The following is a 16,680-nucleotide window of genomic DNA, read 5'->3' as shown; positions in this document are numbered from 1 at the left end:
CCCCCTCACCATCCGCCGCGACCAGCAGGGAGAGCCATGGAAACGTACGAACTCGACGCCATCGAGCGGATCACCACCCGCCCACGGGCCGAGTACCGGACCATCGAGGTCACGCCGATCACCCCGATCATCGGTGCCGAGATCTCCGGCCTCGACCTCACCCGGGAGCTGACCGAGGAAGAGCTGACCGAGGTCCGCCGGGCCTTCCTCGACCACCACGTTCTGGTCTTCCGCCGCCAGGACATCACCGTCGAGGACCACAAGCGGTTCGCCCGCCACTTCGGCGAACCGCGCCCGGTCAACCCGCCGCCACCGGAGGGCGATCCGTACGTGCTGGAGATCCGTACCAGCGCCGAGGCGAGCAACGTGGCGGGCAACGGCTGGCACGCCGACGGCACCGCCGACCCGGAGCCGTCGCTCGGCTCGATGCTGCACATCATCCGGACGCCCGCGCCGGACTGCGGGGGCGACACCCTGTTCGCCAACATGTACCTGGCCCACGACATGCTCTCCCCCGCGCTGCGCGGCATGCTGGACGGGCTGACCGCGGTGCACGACGGCGGGCTGTCGCTCAAGGGGTACACCCTGCCGCCGGACTACGTGGCCCCCGTGTCCGAACACCCGCTGGTGGTCCGGCACCCGGAGACCGACCGCCGGGTCCTGTACGTCAACCCCGCCTACACCGAGCGCATCCCGCAGCTGTCGGCCGACGAGAGCCGAGCCCTGCTGGACCTGCTCTTCAAGGTGGTCGCGGAGCGCCCGTTGCTCTTCTGCCGGGTGCGCTGGGAGCCCGACACCCTGGTGTTCTGGGACAACCGCTGCGTCCAGCACCACGCGGTCTACGACTACTACCCGCACACCCGCTACGGCCGCCGGGTGGCGATCAACGGCGGCCCGCTCAAGGGCTGAGCCGCTACGGCGAGGGGAGTCGCGGATGCGGGTGTTGTTGTCGGCGTACGGGTCGCGCGGGGATGTCGAACCGATGGTGGCACTCGCGGTGCGGCTGCGCGCGCTCGGCGCGGAGGTGCGGGTGTGCGCGCCACCGGACGAGGAGTTCGCGGAAGCGCTGGCCGGTGTCGGCGTGCCGATGGTGGCGGTCGGTGAGCCGGTGCGCCCGTTGATGCACGGGGCGGCGCCGCCGTCGGCGGCGGACCTGTCCCAACGCCGGGTGGAGCTGGTCGCCGCGCAGTTCGCCACGCTCGCCGCCGCGGCCGAGGGGTGTGACGCGCTGGTGGCGGCGGGCCTGGCACAGGTCGCCGCCCGGTCGGTGGCCGAGCGGCTGGGCGTCCGGTATGTGTACGCGAGCTACCAGCCGGTCGCCCTGCCGTCGCCGCACCACCCCCCGCCGCCACGGGCGGGCCTGCCGTTCCCGCCGGACGTGGCCGACAACCGGGCGCGGTGGGACCTGGACGCCGAGCACCTAGACGAGTTGTTCGGCGTCGCGCTCAACACCCGGCGGGCGGCGATCGGTCTGCCGCCGGTGGGCAACGTACGCGACCATGTGTTCACCAGCCGCCCATGGCTGGCGGCGGACCCCGTCCTGGGTCCGTGGCAGCGGACGGCGGACCTCGACGTCGTGCAGACCGGCGCGTGGTTCCTGCCGGACGAACGCCCGCTCCCGGCCGGGCTGGAGGCGTTCCTGAACGCCGGAACACCGCCGGTATACGTGGGCTTCGGCAGCATGCGCGCCCCGGCGGACGTCGCCCGGGTGGCCATGGCGGCGGTCCGCGCGCAGGGCCGCCGCGTCGTGGTGTCCCGGGGCTGGGGCGGTCTGGCACCGGTCGACGACCGGGACGACGCTTGCGTCATCGGCGAGGTCAACCAGCAGGCCCTGTTCGCCCGGGTGGCCGCCGTCGTCCACCACGGCGGCGCGGGCACCACGACGACGGCCGCCCGGGCGGGCGCGCCTCAGGTGGTGGTGCCCCAGATGGTGGACCAGCCGTACTGGGCGGGCCGGGTGGCCGACCTGGGCATCGGCGCGGCACACGACGGTCCGACGCCGACCACCGCGTCCCTGTCCGCCGCGCTCAGGACCGCACTGTCCCCCGGGACCCGCGCCCGGGCGGCCGCCGTGTCCGGCACGATCCGCACCGACGGGGCGGTGGTGGCCGCGAGGCTGCTGCTGGGCACGGTCGGCGACGAAGGGCCGCCGATGTCCGCGTAAACGCCGCGCGGACAGGGGCGGCCTCGGCTAGCCTCGCGAGGTTGTCGCCGCGCCTTGCAGAGGAGACCGCCATGGCCCTGCCCTTCCCGCCCACCGAACCGGACGCGCACGGGCTCCTCGATGTCGGCGACGGCAACCAGATCTACTGGGAGACCAGCGGAAACCCCGAGGGGAAGGCGGCGCTGTGCGTGCACGGCGGCCCCGGCAGCGGAGGGCGCCGCGGCAGCCGCACGATGTTCGACCCCGAGGTCTACCGGGTCGTCCTGTTCGACCAGCGCGGCTGCGGGGAGAGCCGACCGCATGCCTCCGACCCGGCCGTCGGCCTCGCCCACAACACCACCCACCACCTCATCGCCGACATGGAGCGCCTGCGCGAGCATCTGGGCATCGAGCGCTGGCTCCTCTACGGCGGCTCCTGGGGGTCGACGCTGATCCTGGCCTACGCGGAGCGCCACCCCGAACGGGTCTCCGAGATCGTCATCGCGGGCGTCACCATGACCCGGCCGGACGAGATCGACTGGCTCTACCGGGGCGTCGGACGGCTGCTGCCCGGCCCCTGGGAGGCGTTCCGCGACGCCCTGCCGGAGCCGGACCGCGGCGGCGATCTCGTGGCCGCCTACGACCGGCTGCTGAACAGCCCGGACGAGGCGGTCCGGGTCAAGGCGGCGCGGGACTGGTGCGCCTGGGAGGACGCGGTCATCGCCCACGAGGTGCTCGGCCAGCCGGGCTACTACAGCGACAGATCCGACGACGCGCTGATGGCCTTCGTCCGGATCTGCGCGCACTACTTCGCCAACGACGTGTGGCTGCAGGACGGCCAACTGCTCCGTGACGCACACCGGTTGGCGGGGATCCCGGCGGTGCTGATCCACGGCCGACTGGACCTGGGCAGCCCGCTGAAGGCCGCGTGGGAGTTGTCCAAGGCATGGCCGGACGCGGAGCTGAAGGTGATCGACGACTCGGGCCACACGGGCAGTCCCGCGATGCGGGACGCGATCGTGGAGGCGATCGCCCGGTTCGGAAGGAACGACTACCCGAATCCCCCTTCGTGAGTTAGGTTAGGCATACCTAAGTAGCCCGCTTGGTGTTCCCCTATCCGCGCCTGGAGCCTCCGGATGCGTCCTTTCTCTGCTCGCGCCACCACCCCGACCGCCGCCGAGCGCGTCCGGTCGATCCTGGCCGCCGCTCATTCGATGACCGTGGTGAGCGACGGGATCCACACCGAAGTACGCCGTCTCGACGGCACGGGCGCGATGGGCCACTTCCACCTCCACCCGCCGTTCGAGGGCACCCCCGGGGCCCAGACGGCGATGCGCGTTCCGGTCCGGCTGGAGCTGACCGACATCGCCCCCACGCCCGTACGCGACCGCCTTCGCGCCCGGGTCACGGTGACCGGGCTGCTGGCCGCCCCGTACGACGCGGAGTCGAAGGAGAGCACCTGCCTGGAGTTCGGCCAGGCGGTTCTGGACGACGACCGGGGACGCACGTACGTCACCCTCCAGACCCTGCAGGCAGCACCCCTCGACCCCATCGCGACCACTGAGGCGAGCATGCTGACGCACCTCGTCGACGACCACAGCGAACTCGTCCCGCTGCTGCTGCGCCTCGTCCACCCCCACCCGGAGAAGGGCATGGTGCGCGCCCTCCCCGTGGCGATGGACCGCTACGGCATCACCCTGCGCCTCGAACACCCCCGCACCCACCACGACGTCCGGCTGCCGTTCAAGACGCCCGTGACCGACATCAACCAGGCCGGGCCGCAGATCCACGCCCTCCTGACCACCGCGCGCCGCCTCTCCCACACGGGCAACCTGCTGGGCCGGTAGGGCCGTCAGCCCGCTTCGGCCCGGTGACCGCTCATCACGGCCAGGCTTTCGTCGCGGATGGGCTGTGAGGTGTCGCGGTCGGGGCGGTAGGGGGCGAGGGTGGATTCGGGGGTGGAGGTGGTGAGTTCCTCGGTGGCCAGGGCGGCGAGGAGCGGGGCGAGGGTGACGCCGCTGTGGGTGGCGATGGTGTAGAGGCCGGGTGCGTGGGGGTGCGCGCCGACCAGGGGAAGGCCGTCTTCGGGGACGGGGCGGACACCGATCCGGGTGCCGCCCAGGGCGCGGAAGGCGGGCAGCACCGCGGCGCACCGGCCGAGGAGGTCCGCTTCGGGCGGCACCTGAGTGGCCGGGGTCGGGTCGAGGAGGGCGTCGACCGGCCAGGAGATGGCGCAGACCCGGTTGCCCGGGGCGGGGCGCAGATCGACGCCGGGGGTGGCGACGATGGCGCGCAGCGGCTCGGCGAGGGGGACGGACTCGCCCACCAGGCCGGGGATCCGGCGCAGCGGCAGCCGTATCCCGGCCAGTTCGGCGATGCGTCCGGCGTCGGGGCCCGCGCAGTTGACGACGTGATCGGCCTCGAAGCGTCGTCCCCGCGCCTCGGCGCCGCACACCCGTTCGCCGTCCCGCAGCAGGGCGGTGACGGGGGTGTCGTAGCGGATGTCGGCGCCCAGGGCCGCGGCCCGGTCGAGGAGGGTGCGCGCGAGGAGGGGGGCGTCGTACCAGGTGGCGTCGGAGTGCACGACGAGTTCGGGGGCGCGGCAGGAGGCGGGGGCGACGGCGGGTGCGAGCGTGCGCAGTTCGCCGGGGTCGGCGGTGCGGCAGGGATGTCCCCATGCGGCGAGGCGTTCGGCACGCGCGCGGAGGGTGCGCTGTTCCTCCTCGGTGTGGCCCCACTGGACGAGCGGTGCGGGGTGGCGCCAGCCGGGGGCTCCGGTGCGGGCGTGGAACTCCTCCGCCAGTTCCCGGTGGAGCGCGGCGCTGCGCTGGTTGAGCAGGAAGTAGGAGTGGGGGGTCTTCAGGTGGGTGACGTCGATGGAGAAGGTGGCGCTGGAGGTGCCCGGGGTGCGGCCACCGGCGTCGAGCACGGTGACATGGACGCCTGCCTCGGCGAGGCGGTGGGCGGTGGCGGCGCCGATCACTCCGGCGCCGATGACGAGGGCACGGGTCATGGAGACTCCTTCGGTGGGGGTCAGGGGGAGTTCCTGGATGGTCAGAGCACCTTGCTGAGGAACGCGCGGGTGCGTTCGTGGCGCGGGTCGCTCAGCACGTCCGCGGGCGGTCCGGTTTCGATGACGGCGCCGTCGTCCATGAACACCAGCGAGTCGCCGACCTCGCGGGCGAAGCCCATCTCGTGGGTGACGACGACCATGGTCATGCCGTCCTCGGCGAGCCCCCGCATCACCTCCAGCACCTCGCCGACGAGTTCGGGGTCGAGCGCGGAAGTGGGCTCGTCGAACAGCATCAGTTCGGGCCGCATGGCCAGGGCCCGGGCGATGGCCACCCGCTGCTGCTGCCCGCCGGAGAGCTGGGCGGGGTAGCTGTGCGTCTTGTCGGCGAGGCCGACGCGGGCGAGCAGTTCCGCGCCGCGTTCCCGGGCCGTGTCCCTTGGCTCCTTGGCCACTTGGACGGGGGCCTCGATGACGTTTTCCAGCGCGGTCATGTGCGGAAAGAGGTTGAAGCGCTGGAAGACCATGCCGATGCCCCGGCGGCGCCGGGAGACGGCCTTGTCGCTCAGCTCGTGGAGCCTGCCGTCCCGCTCCTCGTAGCCGACGAGTTCGCCTCGGACGTACAGCCGTCCCCGGTCGATGGTCTCCAGATGGTTGATGCAGCGCAGGAAGGTGGACTTGCCGGACCCGGAGGGGCCGACCAGGCACATCACCTCGCCGGGGGCGACGGTCAGGTCGATGCCCTTGAGGACGTCGGTGCGGCCGAAGCTCTTGTGCACGCTCTCGGCTCTGATCACGGCGGAAGTCAACGTGCGCTCTCCTCACGGTGTTTCCGGGCTGCGGCGCGCAGCCGCTGGAGCGGGGTGGGCGGCAGGGTGCGGCTGGTGCCGCGGCCGAAGCGCCGTTCCAGGTAGTACTGGCCGACGTTGAGTACGGAGGTGGCCACGAGGTACCAGAAGCAGGCGACGACCAGCAGCGGCACCTGCTGGAAGTTGCGCGAGTAGATGCCCTGGATGGAGGTCAGCAGCTCAGGAACGGCGATGGCGAAGACCAGCGACGTGGTCTTCAGCATGGAGATCGCCTGGTTGCCGGTGGGCGGGATGATGATGCGCAGCGCCTGCGGCAGCACGATGCGGCGCAGGGTCTGCCCGCGGGACATGCCGAGCGCCTGGGCGGCCTCGCTCTGGCCGTCGTCGACGGAGGTGATGCCCGCGCGGACGATCTCGGCCATGTACGCCGCCTCGTGCAGCCCGAGGCCGAGGACGGCGGCGGTGAGCTGGGTGATGAGGACGTTGGTTTCGGCCTCCACGAACGTCGGTCCCCAGGGAATGCCGAGGCCGATGGTGGGGACGATCGCGGACAGGAAGTACCAGAAGAGGAGCTGGACCAGCAGCGGGGTGCCGCGGAAGAGCCAGATGTAGGCCCAGCTCAGCCGGGACAGGATCGGGTTGGCGGACATCCGCAGGACGGCGAGGACGACACCGCCGACGATGCCGACCGCCATGGCGAGGGCGGTCAGCAGCAGCGTGGTCCGCAGCCCCTCCATGATCACCGGCGAGAAGAGGAACTCCCCGACGGTCCCCCACTGCATACGGGGGTTGGTGATCCAGCCCTCCAGGAGGAAGACCAGCACGAAGGTCACGGCGACCGCGGCGACGCGCAGCCCGGGACGGCGCACGGGGACGGCGCGCAGGGTTTCCGCGGCGTGGCCGGAACCGGCGCCGCCGGAGTCCGTCCGGGTGAGGGTCTCGGTCATGCCGCTCCCCCGTTCACCGTGGCGCGCTTCAGGGCCCCGGAGGTGACGTTCCACTGCTTGAGGATCTTCGCGTAGGTGCCGTTGTCCATGAGTTTCTGCAGGGCACCGCGGACAGCCCGTACCAAGGTCCGCTCCTCCTTGTTGATCAGGATTCCGTACGGCAGGAAGCGGTACGGCTCACCGGCCGTGCGGAACCTGCCGTGCGACATCTCGGCCTGGTAGACGACGGTGGGGGTGCCGCCGACGAACGCGTCGGCGCGGCCCGTGGACAGGGCCTGGAAGCAGCCGACGGAGTCGGGGAAGACCAGTTTCTCCAGCTCGGGCTTGCCGTCCGCGGCGCACTTCTCCGCCTGCGCCGCCACGTCGTCCACCTGGGAGGTGCCCTGCTCGACGGCGACCTGGCTGCCGCAGAGGCTGGTGAGGGAGCGGATCTTCCCGGCGGCCTTTTCGGCGGCGAGGATCGAGCTGCTGGTCTTCATGTAGTCGACGAACGTGACCTGCGACTGGCGCTCCTTCTTGTCGAGCATGGCCTGGATCGCCACGTCGTAGCGGTGGGAGCGGACACCGCCGATGATGCTGTCGAAGTTCGCCTGCACCAGGTGGAGACGGAGGCCGAGGACCTGGCCGACCGCGCGGATGAGGTCGGGTTCGGCGCCGATGACGGTCTTGTTGTCGATGTCCAGGAGGGACAGCGGCGGGTAGTCGTTGCCGACAGCCGAAGTGAGCGACCCCTTGTCGCGGATGTCCTGCGGGAGCAGGGCACGGAGTGCGGGGTCGACGCGCTGCTCGGGCACCTTGGACTGGTTGACGGTCGTGGTGCCGCCACATGCCGTCGCGGTCGGCATGAACAATGCCGCGAGCGCGAGGGGAAGTGCGGTGGCGCGGGCTCGCGCCTGCCTTCCGGGCACGGTGCCTCCCTTCTGGGCTGCTGGTCAGGGGACCGGCGCAGGGCTGGTGGACGCCCAATCTGCGGTATGGCGGTGGCCCGGGCAAGAACAGGGAGAATGAACGTTTCCACGCGGAGTGTTAAGTTCCTTTGATGCTGACCCCGCCGCAGCTGCAGGCGATATGCGAAGTGGTCGCCGCGGGCTCGTTCCGTTCGGCCGCCCAACGCCTCGGCTACACGCCCTCCGCCGTCTCCCAGCAGATCTCCACCATCGAACGCACCCTGGGCGTCGCGCTCTTCGAGCGCTCCCCGCGCAGTGTGCGCCCCACCCCGGCCGGGCTCCAGCTCGCCCGGCGCGCGGGGCGGCTGCTGGCCGATCTGTCGGCGACGGAGAACGAGATGCGCGCCTACGCCGCCGCCGAGCGCGGGCGGCTGCGGCTGGGCAGCTTCTGGTCCGCGGGATTCCGGCTGGTGCCGACGGTGCTGACGGGGTTCCTCCGCGACCGGCCCGAGGTCGACGTCCGCTACGAGGAGGGCGACCCCCAGGTCACCGTGCCCGCGGTGGTGGAGGGGCGGCTGGATCTCGCCGTGATCTTCGAGTACGGCGTGGTGCCGCACAGCTGGCCCGAAGGGCTCGACCACACGCTGGTACGCGAAGAGCCGCTCTACGTTCTCCTCCCCGCCGGGCACCCACTCGCCGGACGGCGGCACATCCGCCTCGCCGATCTGCGGGACGAGCGCTGGATCAGCTACCACGAGGACACCGACGCCGCCCGCTGTCTGCGCCACATCTGCGCGGCCGGTGGCTTCCTGCCCGAGGTGCTCTTCCGTACGAACGACTACAACCTGCCCTACGAGCTGGTCCGGCAGGGCCTGGGGGTGGCGATCGCACCCGAACTCGCCATCGTGGACACCTCCGCCTCGCCCGACGCTTCCGGCACCCACCTCGTCCGGCTCACCGACCCCACCCACACCCGCCGGGTCTACGCCACCCGCCGCACCAGCGACCCCAACCCGTTCCTCCCTCAGGCCCTCGCCCTCCTGCACACCGCGGCGACCGCGCTGCCCGAGCGGGGCGACGGGGCGTGCCCCACGGTCACCGGCTGAAGCCGACCGGCTCCTTCCCGCCATCTGCGCGCGCTGTCCTTGTACTTCCTTTGCCACGCGTTCGCCGGGCATTGGCCTGAGCTTGTTTGCATGCAGGAATGGACCACATCACCTTCCTGGTGGCGGTCGTCATCGTCACGGCCCTCGCTTTCGACTTCACCAACGGATTCCACGACACGGCCAACGCGATGGCCACCTCCATCGCGACCGGCGCGCTCACGCCCAGAACTGCGGTTCTGGTGAGCGGAGTGCTCAACATCGTCGGTGCGTTCCTGTCCACCGAGGTCGCCAAGACCATCTCCGGCGGCATCGTCGACGACACGCTGGTCACCCCAGGGATGATCTTCGCGGGGCTGGTCGGAGCCATCCTCTGGAATCTGCTGACCTGGCTGGTCGGGCTGCCGTCGAGTTCGTCGCACGCCCTGTTCGGCGGGCTGATCGGGGCCGTGTGGGTCGGGGCGGGCGCCCATGGCGTGCACTTCGACAAGGTCATCGAGAAGGTGCTGATCCCGGCGGTGGCCTCGCCGGTCGTGGCCGGTGTCGCCGCGCTGCTGGCCACCTACCTCGCGTACCGGCTCACCGACCGCGCCCGCAAGAAGTCGGTGACCAAGGGCTTCCGGGTCGGTCAGATCGCCTCGGCCTCGCTCGTCTCCCTCGCGCACGGCACGAACGACGCGCAGAAGACCATGGGCGTCATCACCCTGACCCTGATCTCGACGGGCGCGCTCGGCCATGACGCCGGTCCGCCGCTGTGGGTGATCGCCTCCGCGGGGCTCGCCATCGGCCTCGGCACGTACCTGGGCGGCTGGCGGATCATCCGCACCATGGGCAAGGGGCTCACCGAGATCCAGTCGCCGCAGGGCTTCGCCGCCGAGACCGCCTCCACCACCGTCATCCTCACCTCCGCGCACCTCGGCTTCGCCCTGTCCACCACTCAGGTGGCCTCCGGCAGCATCCTCGGCGCGGGTCTTGGCCGACGGCTGGCGGAGGTGCGCTGGGGCGTCGCGGGCCGCATGGTCATCGCCTGGATGGTCACGCTGCCCGCCGCCGCGGTCGTCGGCGGCGTCTCCGCGAGCGTGGTCACGAACGGCGGCAACATCGGCGCGGCGGTCGTCGCCCTGGTCGGCGCGGCCCTCGCCACCGGCATCGTGATCCTCTCGCGCCGGAACCCGGTGGACGCGCGGAACGTCAACGACACCCACGAGGTCACCCTCCGCACCGAGCCCCCGGCCGCGGTCGGCACGGCCGCCTGAGCCCTTCGAATCACGGAGAGTGGAAAACGATGCATCTCGACTGGAGCGCGCTCGGCCAGGTCACCCTGGTGAGTGTCGGCGTCACCGTCGCCATGGTCACCGTCTTCGCCCTCGGCGTCCTGGGCCTCGCCCGCGCCGAGGCGGCCCGTGAGGGGAACGGCACCGGGTCCACCGTCGGCCTCACCCAGGCCGGACTGTGCTTCGTGGCGTGCGCCGCGGTGGTGGCGTACGGAATCTATCTGATCGTGCCGCAGTTCCACTGAGGCGGAAGGAGGACCGGATGACGACATCGCCCTTGCTGTCCGAGCTGGCCGACCTGCGGGTCGACTACAGCGACCACGACGACCCCGTGCTCATCCGGCCGGACGGAAGCCCGGTCGACACGTGGCGGGAGAACTATCCGTACGCGCAGCGCATGGAGCGCCCGGAGTACGAGTGGCACAAGCGGCTGCAGCAGATCGAACTGCTGAAGCTGCAGAGCTGGTTCAAGGAGACCGGACGCCGCCTCGTCATCGTCTTCGAGGGCCGGGACGCGGCGGGCAAGGGCGGCACGATCAAGCGCTTCACCGAGCATCTCAACCCGCGCGGCGCGCGCATCGTCGCGCTGGAGAAGCCGACCGAGCGCGAGCGCGGTCAGTGGTATTTCCAGCGGTACGTGGAGCATCTGCCGACCGCGGGCGAGATCGTGCTCCTCGACCGGTCCTGGTACAACCGGGCCGGTGTGGAGCGGGTCATGGGCTTCTGCTCGGACGACGAGTACCGGCGCTTCATGCGGCAGGCGCCGATGTTCGAGCGGATGCTCGTGGACGACGGCGTGGACCTGGTGAAGTTCTGGTTCTCGGTGTCCCAGGGCGAGCAGCGCACGCGTTTCACGATCCGCCAGGTGGACCCCGTACGGCAGTGGAAGCTCAGCCCGATGGACCTGGCCTCGCTGGACCGCTGGGACGACTACACCGCCGCGAAGGTCGCCATGTTCCGCGAGACGGACACCGATCACGCGCCCTGGACGGTGGTCAAGAGCAACGACAAGAAGCGGGCCCGGGTCGAGGCCATGCGCAGCGTGCTCGCCCGTTTCGACTACACCGGCAAGGACGAGGAGGTCGTCGGCACCACCGATCCGCGCATCGTGGGCGCGGCGGCGGGTCTGCTGGAGGCAGGCGAAGACGACACTGCCGACACCGACGAGGTGCGGTAGTCGCCAGGGCTCAGCCCACGGCGGCGGGGCGGCCGGTGCGCAGGGAGGCGTAGGCGGCCAGGACGATGCGCAGGGTGCGCAGGCCCGCCTCGCCGTCCGGGCGGGGGCGGCGGCGGGTGCGGGCGGCGTCGAGGAATTCGTCCAGCATGGCGGCGTCCAGGTCGGTGCCACCGGGTTCCCAGCGGGCGCGGCCGCCTTGGGAGTCGAAGCCGCCGAGCAGCCGGGGGAAGGCGTCGAACTCCACGATGGCGCGCTCCCCCACGCACGTCAGGGTCAGCCCTCCCCAGGTGGGGTGGGCCGGTGGCTGGCTCCAGCTGCAGTCGATGGTGGCCACGGCGCCGCTCGGGTAGCGGACGGTGACCAGCCCCGCCGTCTCGACGGGCGAGTCGGCGTCGAGGACGGTGTTGGCCTGGGCGTAGACCTCGACGGCCTGTTCGCCGTGCAGCAGGACGTCCATCAGGTCGGCGAGGTGGACGGTGTGGTCCATGACCGCGCCACCGCCCGCGAGTGCCGGGTCGGCGAACCAGCCGCGCATACGGGCGGGGTTGGTGCCGTTGTTGGTGCCGTGGACGCTGACGAGATCCCCGAGGGAGCCGTCGGCCAGGGAGCGGTGGAGGGCGGCGAAGGCCGGGCTGAACCGGACGGGGTAGGCGGTCATCAGGCCGACCCCGGCGCCCGCACAGGCGTCGATCATGGCACGGGCGTCCTCCTCCGTCGTGGCCAGTGGCTTTTCGCACAGCACCTGGGCCCCGGCCGCGGCCGCGCGCTCGACCAGGGGCCGGTGGCGGGCGTTCTCGCTGCACACCACGACCGCGTCAGGGGGCGGCGAGAACGCCTCGTCCCAGCTGTCCGCGTACGGCGCCCCCAGCCGCTCGGCGAGGGCGCGGCCGCGCGTGGGGTCGCCGGGCGGGGCGTCGGGGTCGGCGGTGATCAGCTCGATGCCGTCGCGGTCGCGCAGCAGCTCGACGTACGTCGCGGCGTGGACGTGGGCGAAGGACAGTACGGCGACCCTCACGTGGGGATTCCTTCCCTGGAGGCGTTGGAGGCGTTGGAGGCGTTGGGGGCCTTGGCAGCCTTGGGAGCCTTGGAGGCGGTCAGCTCGACAGCACGGCCCGTGCGGGCGGAGAGGGCGGCGGCCTCGGCGATACGGACGGCGGCCACGCCGTCGCGGGCGCTCACCCGGGGCGGCGGGCCGCCCGCGAACGCCTCGGCGAACTCGCGTATCTGGGTGAGGTAGGGGGACTCGCCGAAGTCTCCGGCCGGGATCCCGTCCTCCTCCTCGGCCACGGCGCCGGTGACGCGCAGGCCGGGCGCGGCGAGCGAGTCGTAGCGTATGGTCCCGCCCGTTCCGGCCACGTGGAAGGTGGTGCGGAACCGGGTGGCCGGGGGCGCCCAGACGCCCACGACCTGGCTGATCACACCGCCCTCGTGGGTGAGCACCGCGCCTCCGGTGGCGACCGCGCCGACCGGGGCGGGGGCGGTGAGGTGGCCGCGCTGGTAGGCGTGGACGCGTACGACCTCGCCGAACAGCCAGCGGGCGATGTCCAGGTCGTGGATCATCTGGTCGACCAGGATGCCGCCGGAGCGGGCGGGGTCGGCGAACCAGCGGCTCCAGGTGGGGTAGCGGCCGGTGCGGGTGAAGCGGGCGACGGCGACCCGGCCGAGTTCGCCGTCCGCGAGGGCGGCGCGGAGCCGGGCGTAGGCGGGGAAGTAGCGCACGACGTGCCCGGGGTAGAGCAGCACCCCGGCGGCGTCGGCGGCATCCGCCATCTCCTCGGCGTCGGCGGCGGTCAGCGCGAGGGGCTTCTCGCACAGGACGTGGGCCCCGGCGGTGAGGGCGGCCAGCGCGATGTCGCGATGGGTGTCGGTGGGGGTGCAGATGTCCACCACGTCGGCGCCACTGATCGCGTCCTGCAGCGAGTCGGCCGCCGTGGCGCCGAATTCGTGGGCGAGCGTGGCGGTGTGAGGGTCGGGCGCGTAGACGCGTACGCGGGCGCCGAGCGCGGCCCAGGCGGGCAGGTGGGTGCGGGCGATGCCGCCCGCGCCGATGAGCGCGATGTCGAGTTCTGCCATGGCCTTTCCTGCCTTTTGAGGGCGTCTAGCCTTTGAGGGCTCCGCTGAGCACCCCGTTGATGAAGTGCCGCTGGAAGAACAGATAGACGAGGACGACGGGGGCGATGACGATCAGGGTGGCCGCCGCGAGGAGCGGGATGTCGACCTCGTACTGGCCGGTGAACAGGCCGAGTCCGGCGGGTGCGGTGCGTCGGCTCGGGTCCTGGATCAGGACCAGCGGCAGCAGGAACTGGTTCCAGCTCCAGACGAAGTAGAGGACGCCGAGGGTGGTCACGGCGGGTCGGGAGCTGGGCAGCAGGACCCGCCACAGCGTGGTCCACGACGAGGCGCCGTCCAGCCGGGCGGCCTCGATGAGGCTGCGCGGCATGGTCGCGAAGTGTGCCCGCATCCAGAACACGCCGAACGGCATGAACGCGCCGATCTCGGCGAGGGCCAGGCCCGGCACGGTGTTGGTGAGCCCGACGGCCCGCAGGTCGTAGTAGAGCGGGATGACGGTGACCTCGACCGGGATGGCCAGGCCGAGCAGCAGATACGCGTAGAGCTTGCCGCGGCCGGGGACGTCCATGGTGGCGAGCGCGTATCCGGCCAGGGTCGCGCACACGACGGCGGCGGGCACGACGCTGAGGGCGATCACCGCGCTGGACCGCAGCAGGGTGCCGAATCCGGCGGCGGACCAGGCGTGGCCGAAGTTCTCCAGGTGGATGCCGCGAGGCCAGGCGAAGCCGGTGAGCGGTGTCCCCGCGGGCTGGAGCGCGGCCAGCAGCAGGGAGAGGAACGGGATCAGCACGACGGCCAGGAACACGGCGAGGACGGCAGGCGCCGCGAGCCTGCCGGCGGCCGGGCGGGCAGTGGTGGTGGCGGCCGGAGTGGCGGTGGCGGTGGTCACGGGGCCTCCCTGGCGAGCCGGTTGATCACGAGGACGGCCACCGAGATGACGGCGGTCAGGACGACGGCCAGGGCGCTGGCGAGGCCGACGGCGCCGCCGCCGAAGGCGAGGCGGTAGATGAGGATGCCGGGGACGACGGTGGTGTTGCCGGGGCCGCCGCCGGTGGTGATGTAGATGAGGTCGAAGCTGGAGAGCGCGGCGATCACGGTGATCGACAGGGCGACCGCGATCTCGGGCCGCAGCAGCGGGACGGTGATCGACCGGAACTCGCGTACCGGGCCCGCGCCGTCCATCCGGGCCGCCTCGTAGATCTCCTGGTCGATGCGCTGGGTCCCGGACAGGAACAGGACCATGCACAGGCCGGAGACGACCCAGGTGCCGATGAGTCCGACGGCGGGCAGCGCCCAGGTGAAACTGCCCAGCCACGAGTCGGCGAGCCCGCCGAGGCCGATGGCGCGCAGCACCTGGTTGAGGGTGCCGTCGTCGGCATACACCCAGCGCCAGATGATGGCGACCGCGACCAGCGGGAGGACCTGGGGCAGGAACAGCAGCGCGCGGATGAGGGCGGTGCCGCGCCCGGTGCGGCGGGCGACGATGGCCGCCGAGACCAGGCCGAGGCAGATGGGCAGGACGGAGAAGAACACGATGAGCGCGCCCGCGTGCCAGGACGCGGCGCGCAGCTGCGGATCGGCGAAGACGCGCCGGTAGTTGTCGAGGCCGACGAAGGACGGCAGGGTCACGCCGTCCCAGTCGAAGAGCGACAGATAGGCGGTGTGCAGGGCGGGGAGGACGGCGAAGAGGGTGTACGGGAGGAGGGCGGGCAGGACGTACAGCAGCGCCACGGCCCGGCGGCGGCGCCTTCGTCCCGCCCCGGCCGTCGCGGGTGCGGTCCGGGCCGGGTGCGGGCGGGGACGCTGCCGGGCGGCGCGGGGGCGGCGGTGGGTTCCGGTGGCGAGGCGGTCGGTGGCGGTCATGCGTGGTAGTTCTCGTAGTCCTGCTGGAGGTTGGCCAGGAACTTCTCCGCGCTCACCTTGCCCCCGGCGAGCAGCTGGAGCTGGGTGGTGAGGGTGTCGGCCATGGTCGTGGTGGAGGCGTTCTGGATGAACGGCTCCAGGCCGGAGTTCTTGACGATGCCCTGCCAGCCCTGCTGCACCTCGGCGAGCAGTCCGCTCTGCCGGGGCATGGCGGCCGCGTCGGGTGCCATGAAGCCGCCCTTGGCGATGACGGGAGCGGCGCCCTTGCTCGCGGCGAAGTCCAGGAAGGCGGCGGCGACGTCGGGGTTGTCGCACTTGCTGGAGACGCTGTAGTAGACCCCGGCGCCGGTGGTGCGCGACGGCGCGCCACGGGTGGCGGGCGGCGCGTTGACGTAACCCGCGTCGTCGCCGAGGCCCTTGGCGACGGCCGCCGCGGCCCAGTTGCCGCTGATCCGGAAGACACCCTGGCCCTTGGCGAAGGCGGCGGTGGCGTCGTTGTCGCTGAGGCCGTTGGTCCTGGCGGTGACGTAGCCTTCGTCGACCCAGCGCTTCAGCGTCCGGGCGGCCTTCAGCGCCTCCGGTCCGGTAATGGTGGCGCCCTTGTGGCCGAAGGCCCATGCCTCGCGGTCGGCGGGCTTCATGAAGACCGAGAGCAGGACGTTGAAGGGGTGGTTGAGGCCGCCGTCGAGGTTGCCTTCGACGAGCGCGGTCTCCCCGGCCGCCTTGGCCTTGGCGAACATGTCCTCGAGGTCGCCCAGGGTGGCGGGCGGGAAGCGCAGTCCGAGCTTGCGGGCCTTGGCCTTGTTGTAATACACGCCCTCGAACGACAGCCCGGCGGGCACTCCGTACAGCTTCCCGGTGCCGACGGTCCTGCCGTCGTCGGAGAAGGTGATCTGGTCCAGGCCCGGGAACTTCTTCGGCCAGCCGTACGCACGGCTGTACGCGCCCATGTCGAGCAGCAGCCGACCGCGGACGAGGTTCTGCATGCCGGAGGTGAACTGGGCGATGTCGGGGGCGGTGTCCGCGGACATCGTGGTGTTGATGCTCTTGAGGTAGTCGTCCCAGCCGGTGTACTGGCGCTTGATGGTGACGTTGGGGTACTTGTCCATGAATGCCTTGACGAGGCCCGGCGTCATGGTGGTGTCGTCCGCGTCGGCGAGCACGAGGGTGAGCTTCTTGCCGGTCGGCACGGCGGTGGAGGCGGGCCCGGCGCTGCTCTTCTTGGCCGAGGAGCCGGGCGTCAGGCTGCCGCATGCGGCGAGGGCGGAGGCGCTGACCACGCCGGTGGCGGCGAGGAAGGCACGTCGGGACAGGGCGGTGGAGGACAGGGGCTGCGGGGTGGGTCTCACGGGGGCTCCTGAGACGGCGAGGAGGAGGTGCCGGGCTTCGCGGGGGAA

Annotated in this window: 17 protein-coding genes; 8 read left to right on the top strand and 9 right to left on the bottom strand. The window is 71.8% G+C overall.

The annotated features are described in order from the left end of the window. Positions 1 to 36 precede the first annotated feature (36 nt). The 4 genes from ACZ59A_RS26140 (at position 37) to ACZ59A_RS26125 (ending at position 3,990) form a co-directional block, all read left to right on the top strand. On the top strand, positions 37 to 909 hold the full coding sequence (locus ACZ59A_RS26140) for a TauD/TfdA dioxygenase family protein (protein WP_470962804.1): 873 nt from the start codon (positions 37 to 39) through the stop codon (positions 907 to 909). 25 nt (positions 910 to 934) lie between these two features. Continuing rightward, complete coding sequence (locus tag ACZ59A_RS26135; RefSeq protein WP_470962801.1) at positions 935 to 2,164, top strand: glycosyltransferase; 1,230 nt, start codon at positions 935 to 937, stop codon at positions 2,162 to 2,164. Between the two features lie 71 nt (positions 2,165 to 2,235). After that, a complete protein-coding gene (gene pip / locus ACZ59A_RS26130; RefSeq protein WP_470962798.1) occupies positions 2,236 to 3,216 on the top strand; it encodes a prolyl aminopeptidase in 981 nt (326 codons plus the stop codon). A gap of 63 nt (positions 3,217 to 3,279) precedes the next feature. Further along, the gene (locus ACZ59A_RS26125) at positions 3,280 to 3,990 is read left to right on the top strand and encodes a DUF2470 domain-containing protein (protein WP_470962796.1); all 711 of its coding nucleotides are present in this window, start codon (positions 3,280 to 3,282) and stop codon (positions 3,988 to 3,990) included. A gap of 5 nt (positions 3,991 to 3,995) precedes the next feature. Here ACZ59A_RS26125 and ACZ59A_RS26120 read toward each other — a convergent pair whose 3' ends face one another. Genes ACZ59A_RS26120 through ACZ59A_RS26105 form a run of 4 tightly spaced genes read right to left on the bottom strand, consistent with a single transcriptional unit; the run spans position 3,996 to position 7,817 of the window. After that, entirely contained in the window at positions 3,996 to 5,156 is a 1,161-nt protein-coding gene (locus tag ACZ59A_RS26120) for an NAD(P)/FAD-dependent oxidoreductase (RefSeq protein WP_470962793.1), read from the bottom strand. Positions 5,157 to 5,197: 41 nt separating this feature from the next. Beyond that, entirely contained in the window at positions 5,198 to 5,950 is a 753-nt protein-coding gene (locus ACZ59A_RS26115) for an amino acid ABC transporter ATP-binding protein (RefSeq protein ID WP_470962790.1), read from the bottom strand. 8 nt (positions 5,951 to 5,958) lie between these two features. Then, positions 5,959 to 6,909: an amino acid ABC transporter permease gene (locus ACZ59A_RS26110; RefSeq protein WP_470962787.1), complete on the bottom strand. Its 951-nt coding sequence runs from the start codon at positions 6,907 to 6,909 to the stop codon at positions 5,959 to 5,961. Further along, complete coding sequence (locus tag ACZ59A_RS26105) at positions 6,906 to 7,817, bottom strand: ABC transporter substrate-binding protein (protein ID WP_470962784.1); 912 nt, start codon at positions 7,815 to 7,817, stop codon at positions 6,906 to 6,908. The genes ACZ59A_RS26110 and ACZ59A_RS26105 overlap by 4 nt, the downstream gene beginning before the upstream one ends. A gap of 131 nt (positions 7,818 to 7,948) precedes the next feature. Between ACZ59A_RS26105 and ACZ59A_RS26100 the strand changes: the two genes are divergently transcribed. The 4 genes from ACZ59A_RS26100 (at position 7,949) to ppk2 (ending at position 11,350) form a co-directional block, all read left to right on the top strand. Then, complete coding sequence (locus tag ACZ59A_RS26100; RefSeq protein WP_470962780.1) at positions 7,949 to 8,902, top strand: LysR family transcriptional regulator; 954 nt, start codon at positions 7,949 to 7,951, stop codon at positions 8,900 to 8,902. Positions 8,903 to 9,000: 98 nt separating this feature from the next. Then, positions 9,001 to 10,155 (top strand): inorganic phosphate transporter, encoded by a 1,155-nt coding sequence (locus ACZ59A_RS26095; RefSeq protein WP_470962776.1) that lies wholly within the window; start codon positions 9,001 to 9,003, stop codon positions 10,153 to 10,155. Between the two features lie 29 nt (positions 10,156 to 10,184). Next, positions 10,185 to 10,418: a hypothetical protein gene (locus tag ACZ59A_RS26090; protein ID WP_470962773.1), complete on the top strand. Its 234-nt coding sequence runs from the start codon at positions 10,185 to 10,187 to the stop codon at positions 10,416 to 10,418. Between the two features lie 17 nt (positions 10,419 to 10,435). Then, positions 10,436 to 11,350, top strand: a complete 915-nt coding sequence (ppk2, locus tag ACZ59A_RS26085; protein WP_470962770.1) for a polyphosphate kinase 2 — start codon at positions 10,436 to 10,438, stop codon at positions 11,348 to 11,350. A gap of 10 nt (positions 11,351 to 11,360) precedes the next feature. On the opposite strand, the gene ACZ59A_RS26080 is transcribed toward ppk2, so the two are convergent. From ACZ59A_RS26080 to ACZ59A_RS26060, 5 genes are read right to left on the bottom strand one after another with little or no spacing between them, the layout of a single operon-like run. Beyond that, positions 11,361 to 12,365: a Gfo/Idh/MocA family protein gene (locus tag ACZ59A_RS26080; protein ID WP_470962767.1), complete on the bottom strand. Its 1,005-nt coding sequence runs from the start codon at positions 12,363 to 12,365 to the stop codon at positions 11,361 to 11,363. Then, positions 12,362 to 13,507, bottom strand: a complete 1,146-nt coding sequence (locus ACZ59A_RS26075; RefSeq protein ID WP_470963164.1) for a Gfo/Idh/MocA family protein — start codon at positions 13,505 to 13,507, stop codon at positions 12,362 to 12,364. Before ACZ59A_RS26075 ends, ACZ59A_RS26080 begins: the two co-directional genes overlap by 4 nt. Continuing rightward, the gene (locus ACZ59A_RS26070; RefSeq protein WP_470962763.1) at positions 13,449 to 14,309 is read right to left on the bottom strand and encodes a carbohydrate ABC transporter permease; all 861 of its coding nucleotides are present in this window, start codon (positions 14,307 to 14,309) and stop codon (positions 13,449 to 13,451) included. The genes ACZ59A_RS26075 and ACZ59A_RS26070 overlap by 59 nt, the downstream gene beginning before the upstream one ends. Continuing rightward, a complete protein-coding gene (locus ACZ59A_RS26065; RefSeq protein ID WP_470962760.1) occupies positions 14,306 to 15,283 on the bottom strand; it encodes a carbohydrate ABC transporter permease in 978 nt (325 codons plus the stop codon). Before ACZ59A_RS26065 ends, ACZ59A_RS26070 begins: the two co-directional genes overlap by 4 nt. After that, complete coding sequence (locus ACZ59A_RS26060; protein ID WP_470962757.1) at positions 15,280 to 16,632, bottom strand: ABC transporter substrate-binding protein; 1,353 nt, start codon at positions 16,630 to 16,632, stop codon at positions 15,280 to 15,282. Before ACZ59A_RS26060 ends, ACZ59A_RS26065 begins: the two co-directional genes overlap by 4 nt. Positions 16,633 to 16,680: the final 48 nt, after the last annotated feature.

The organism is Streptomyces sp. NPDC040405, assembly GCF_055595765.1.
Note: the sequence above shows the minus strand (reverse complement) of the source record. Positions and strands in the feature narration are given on the sequence as shown.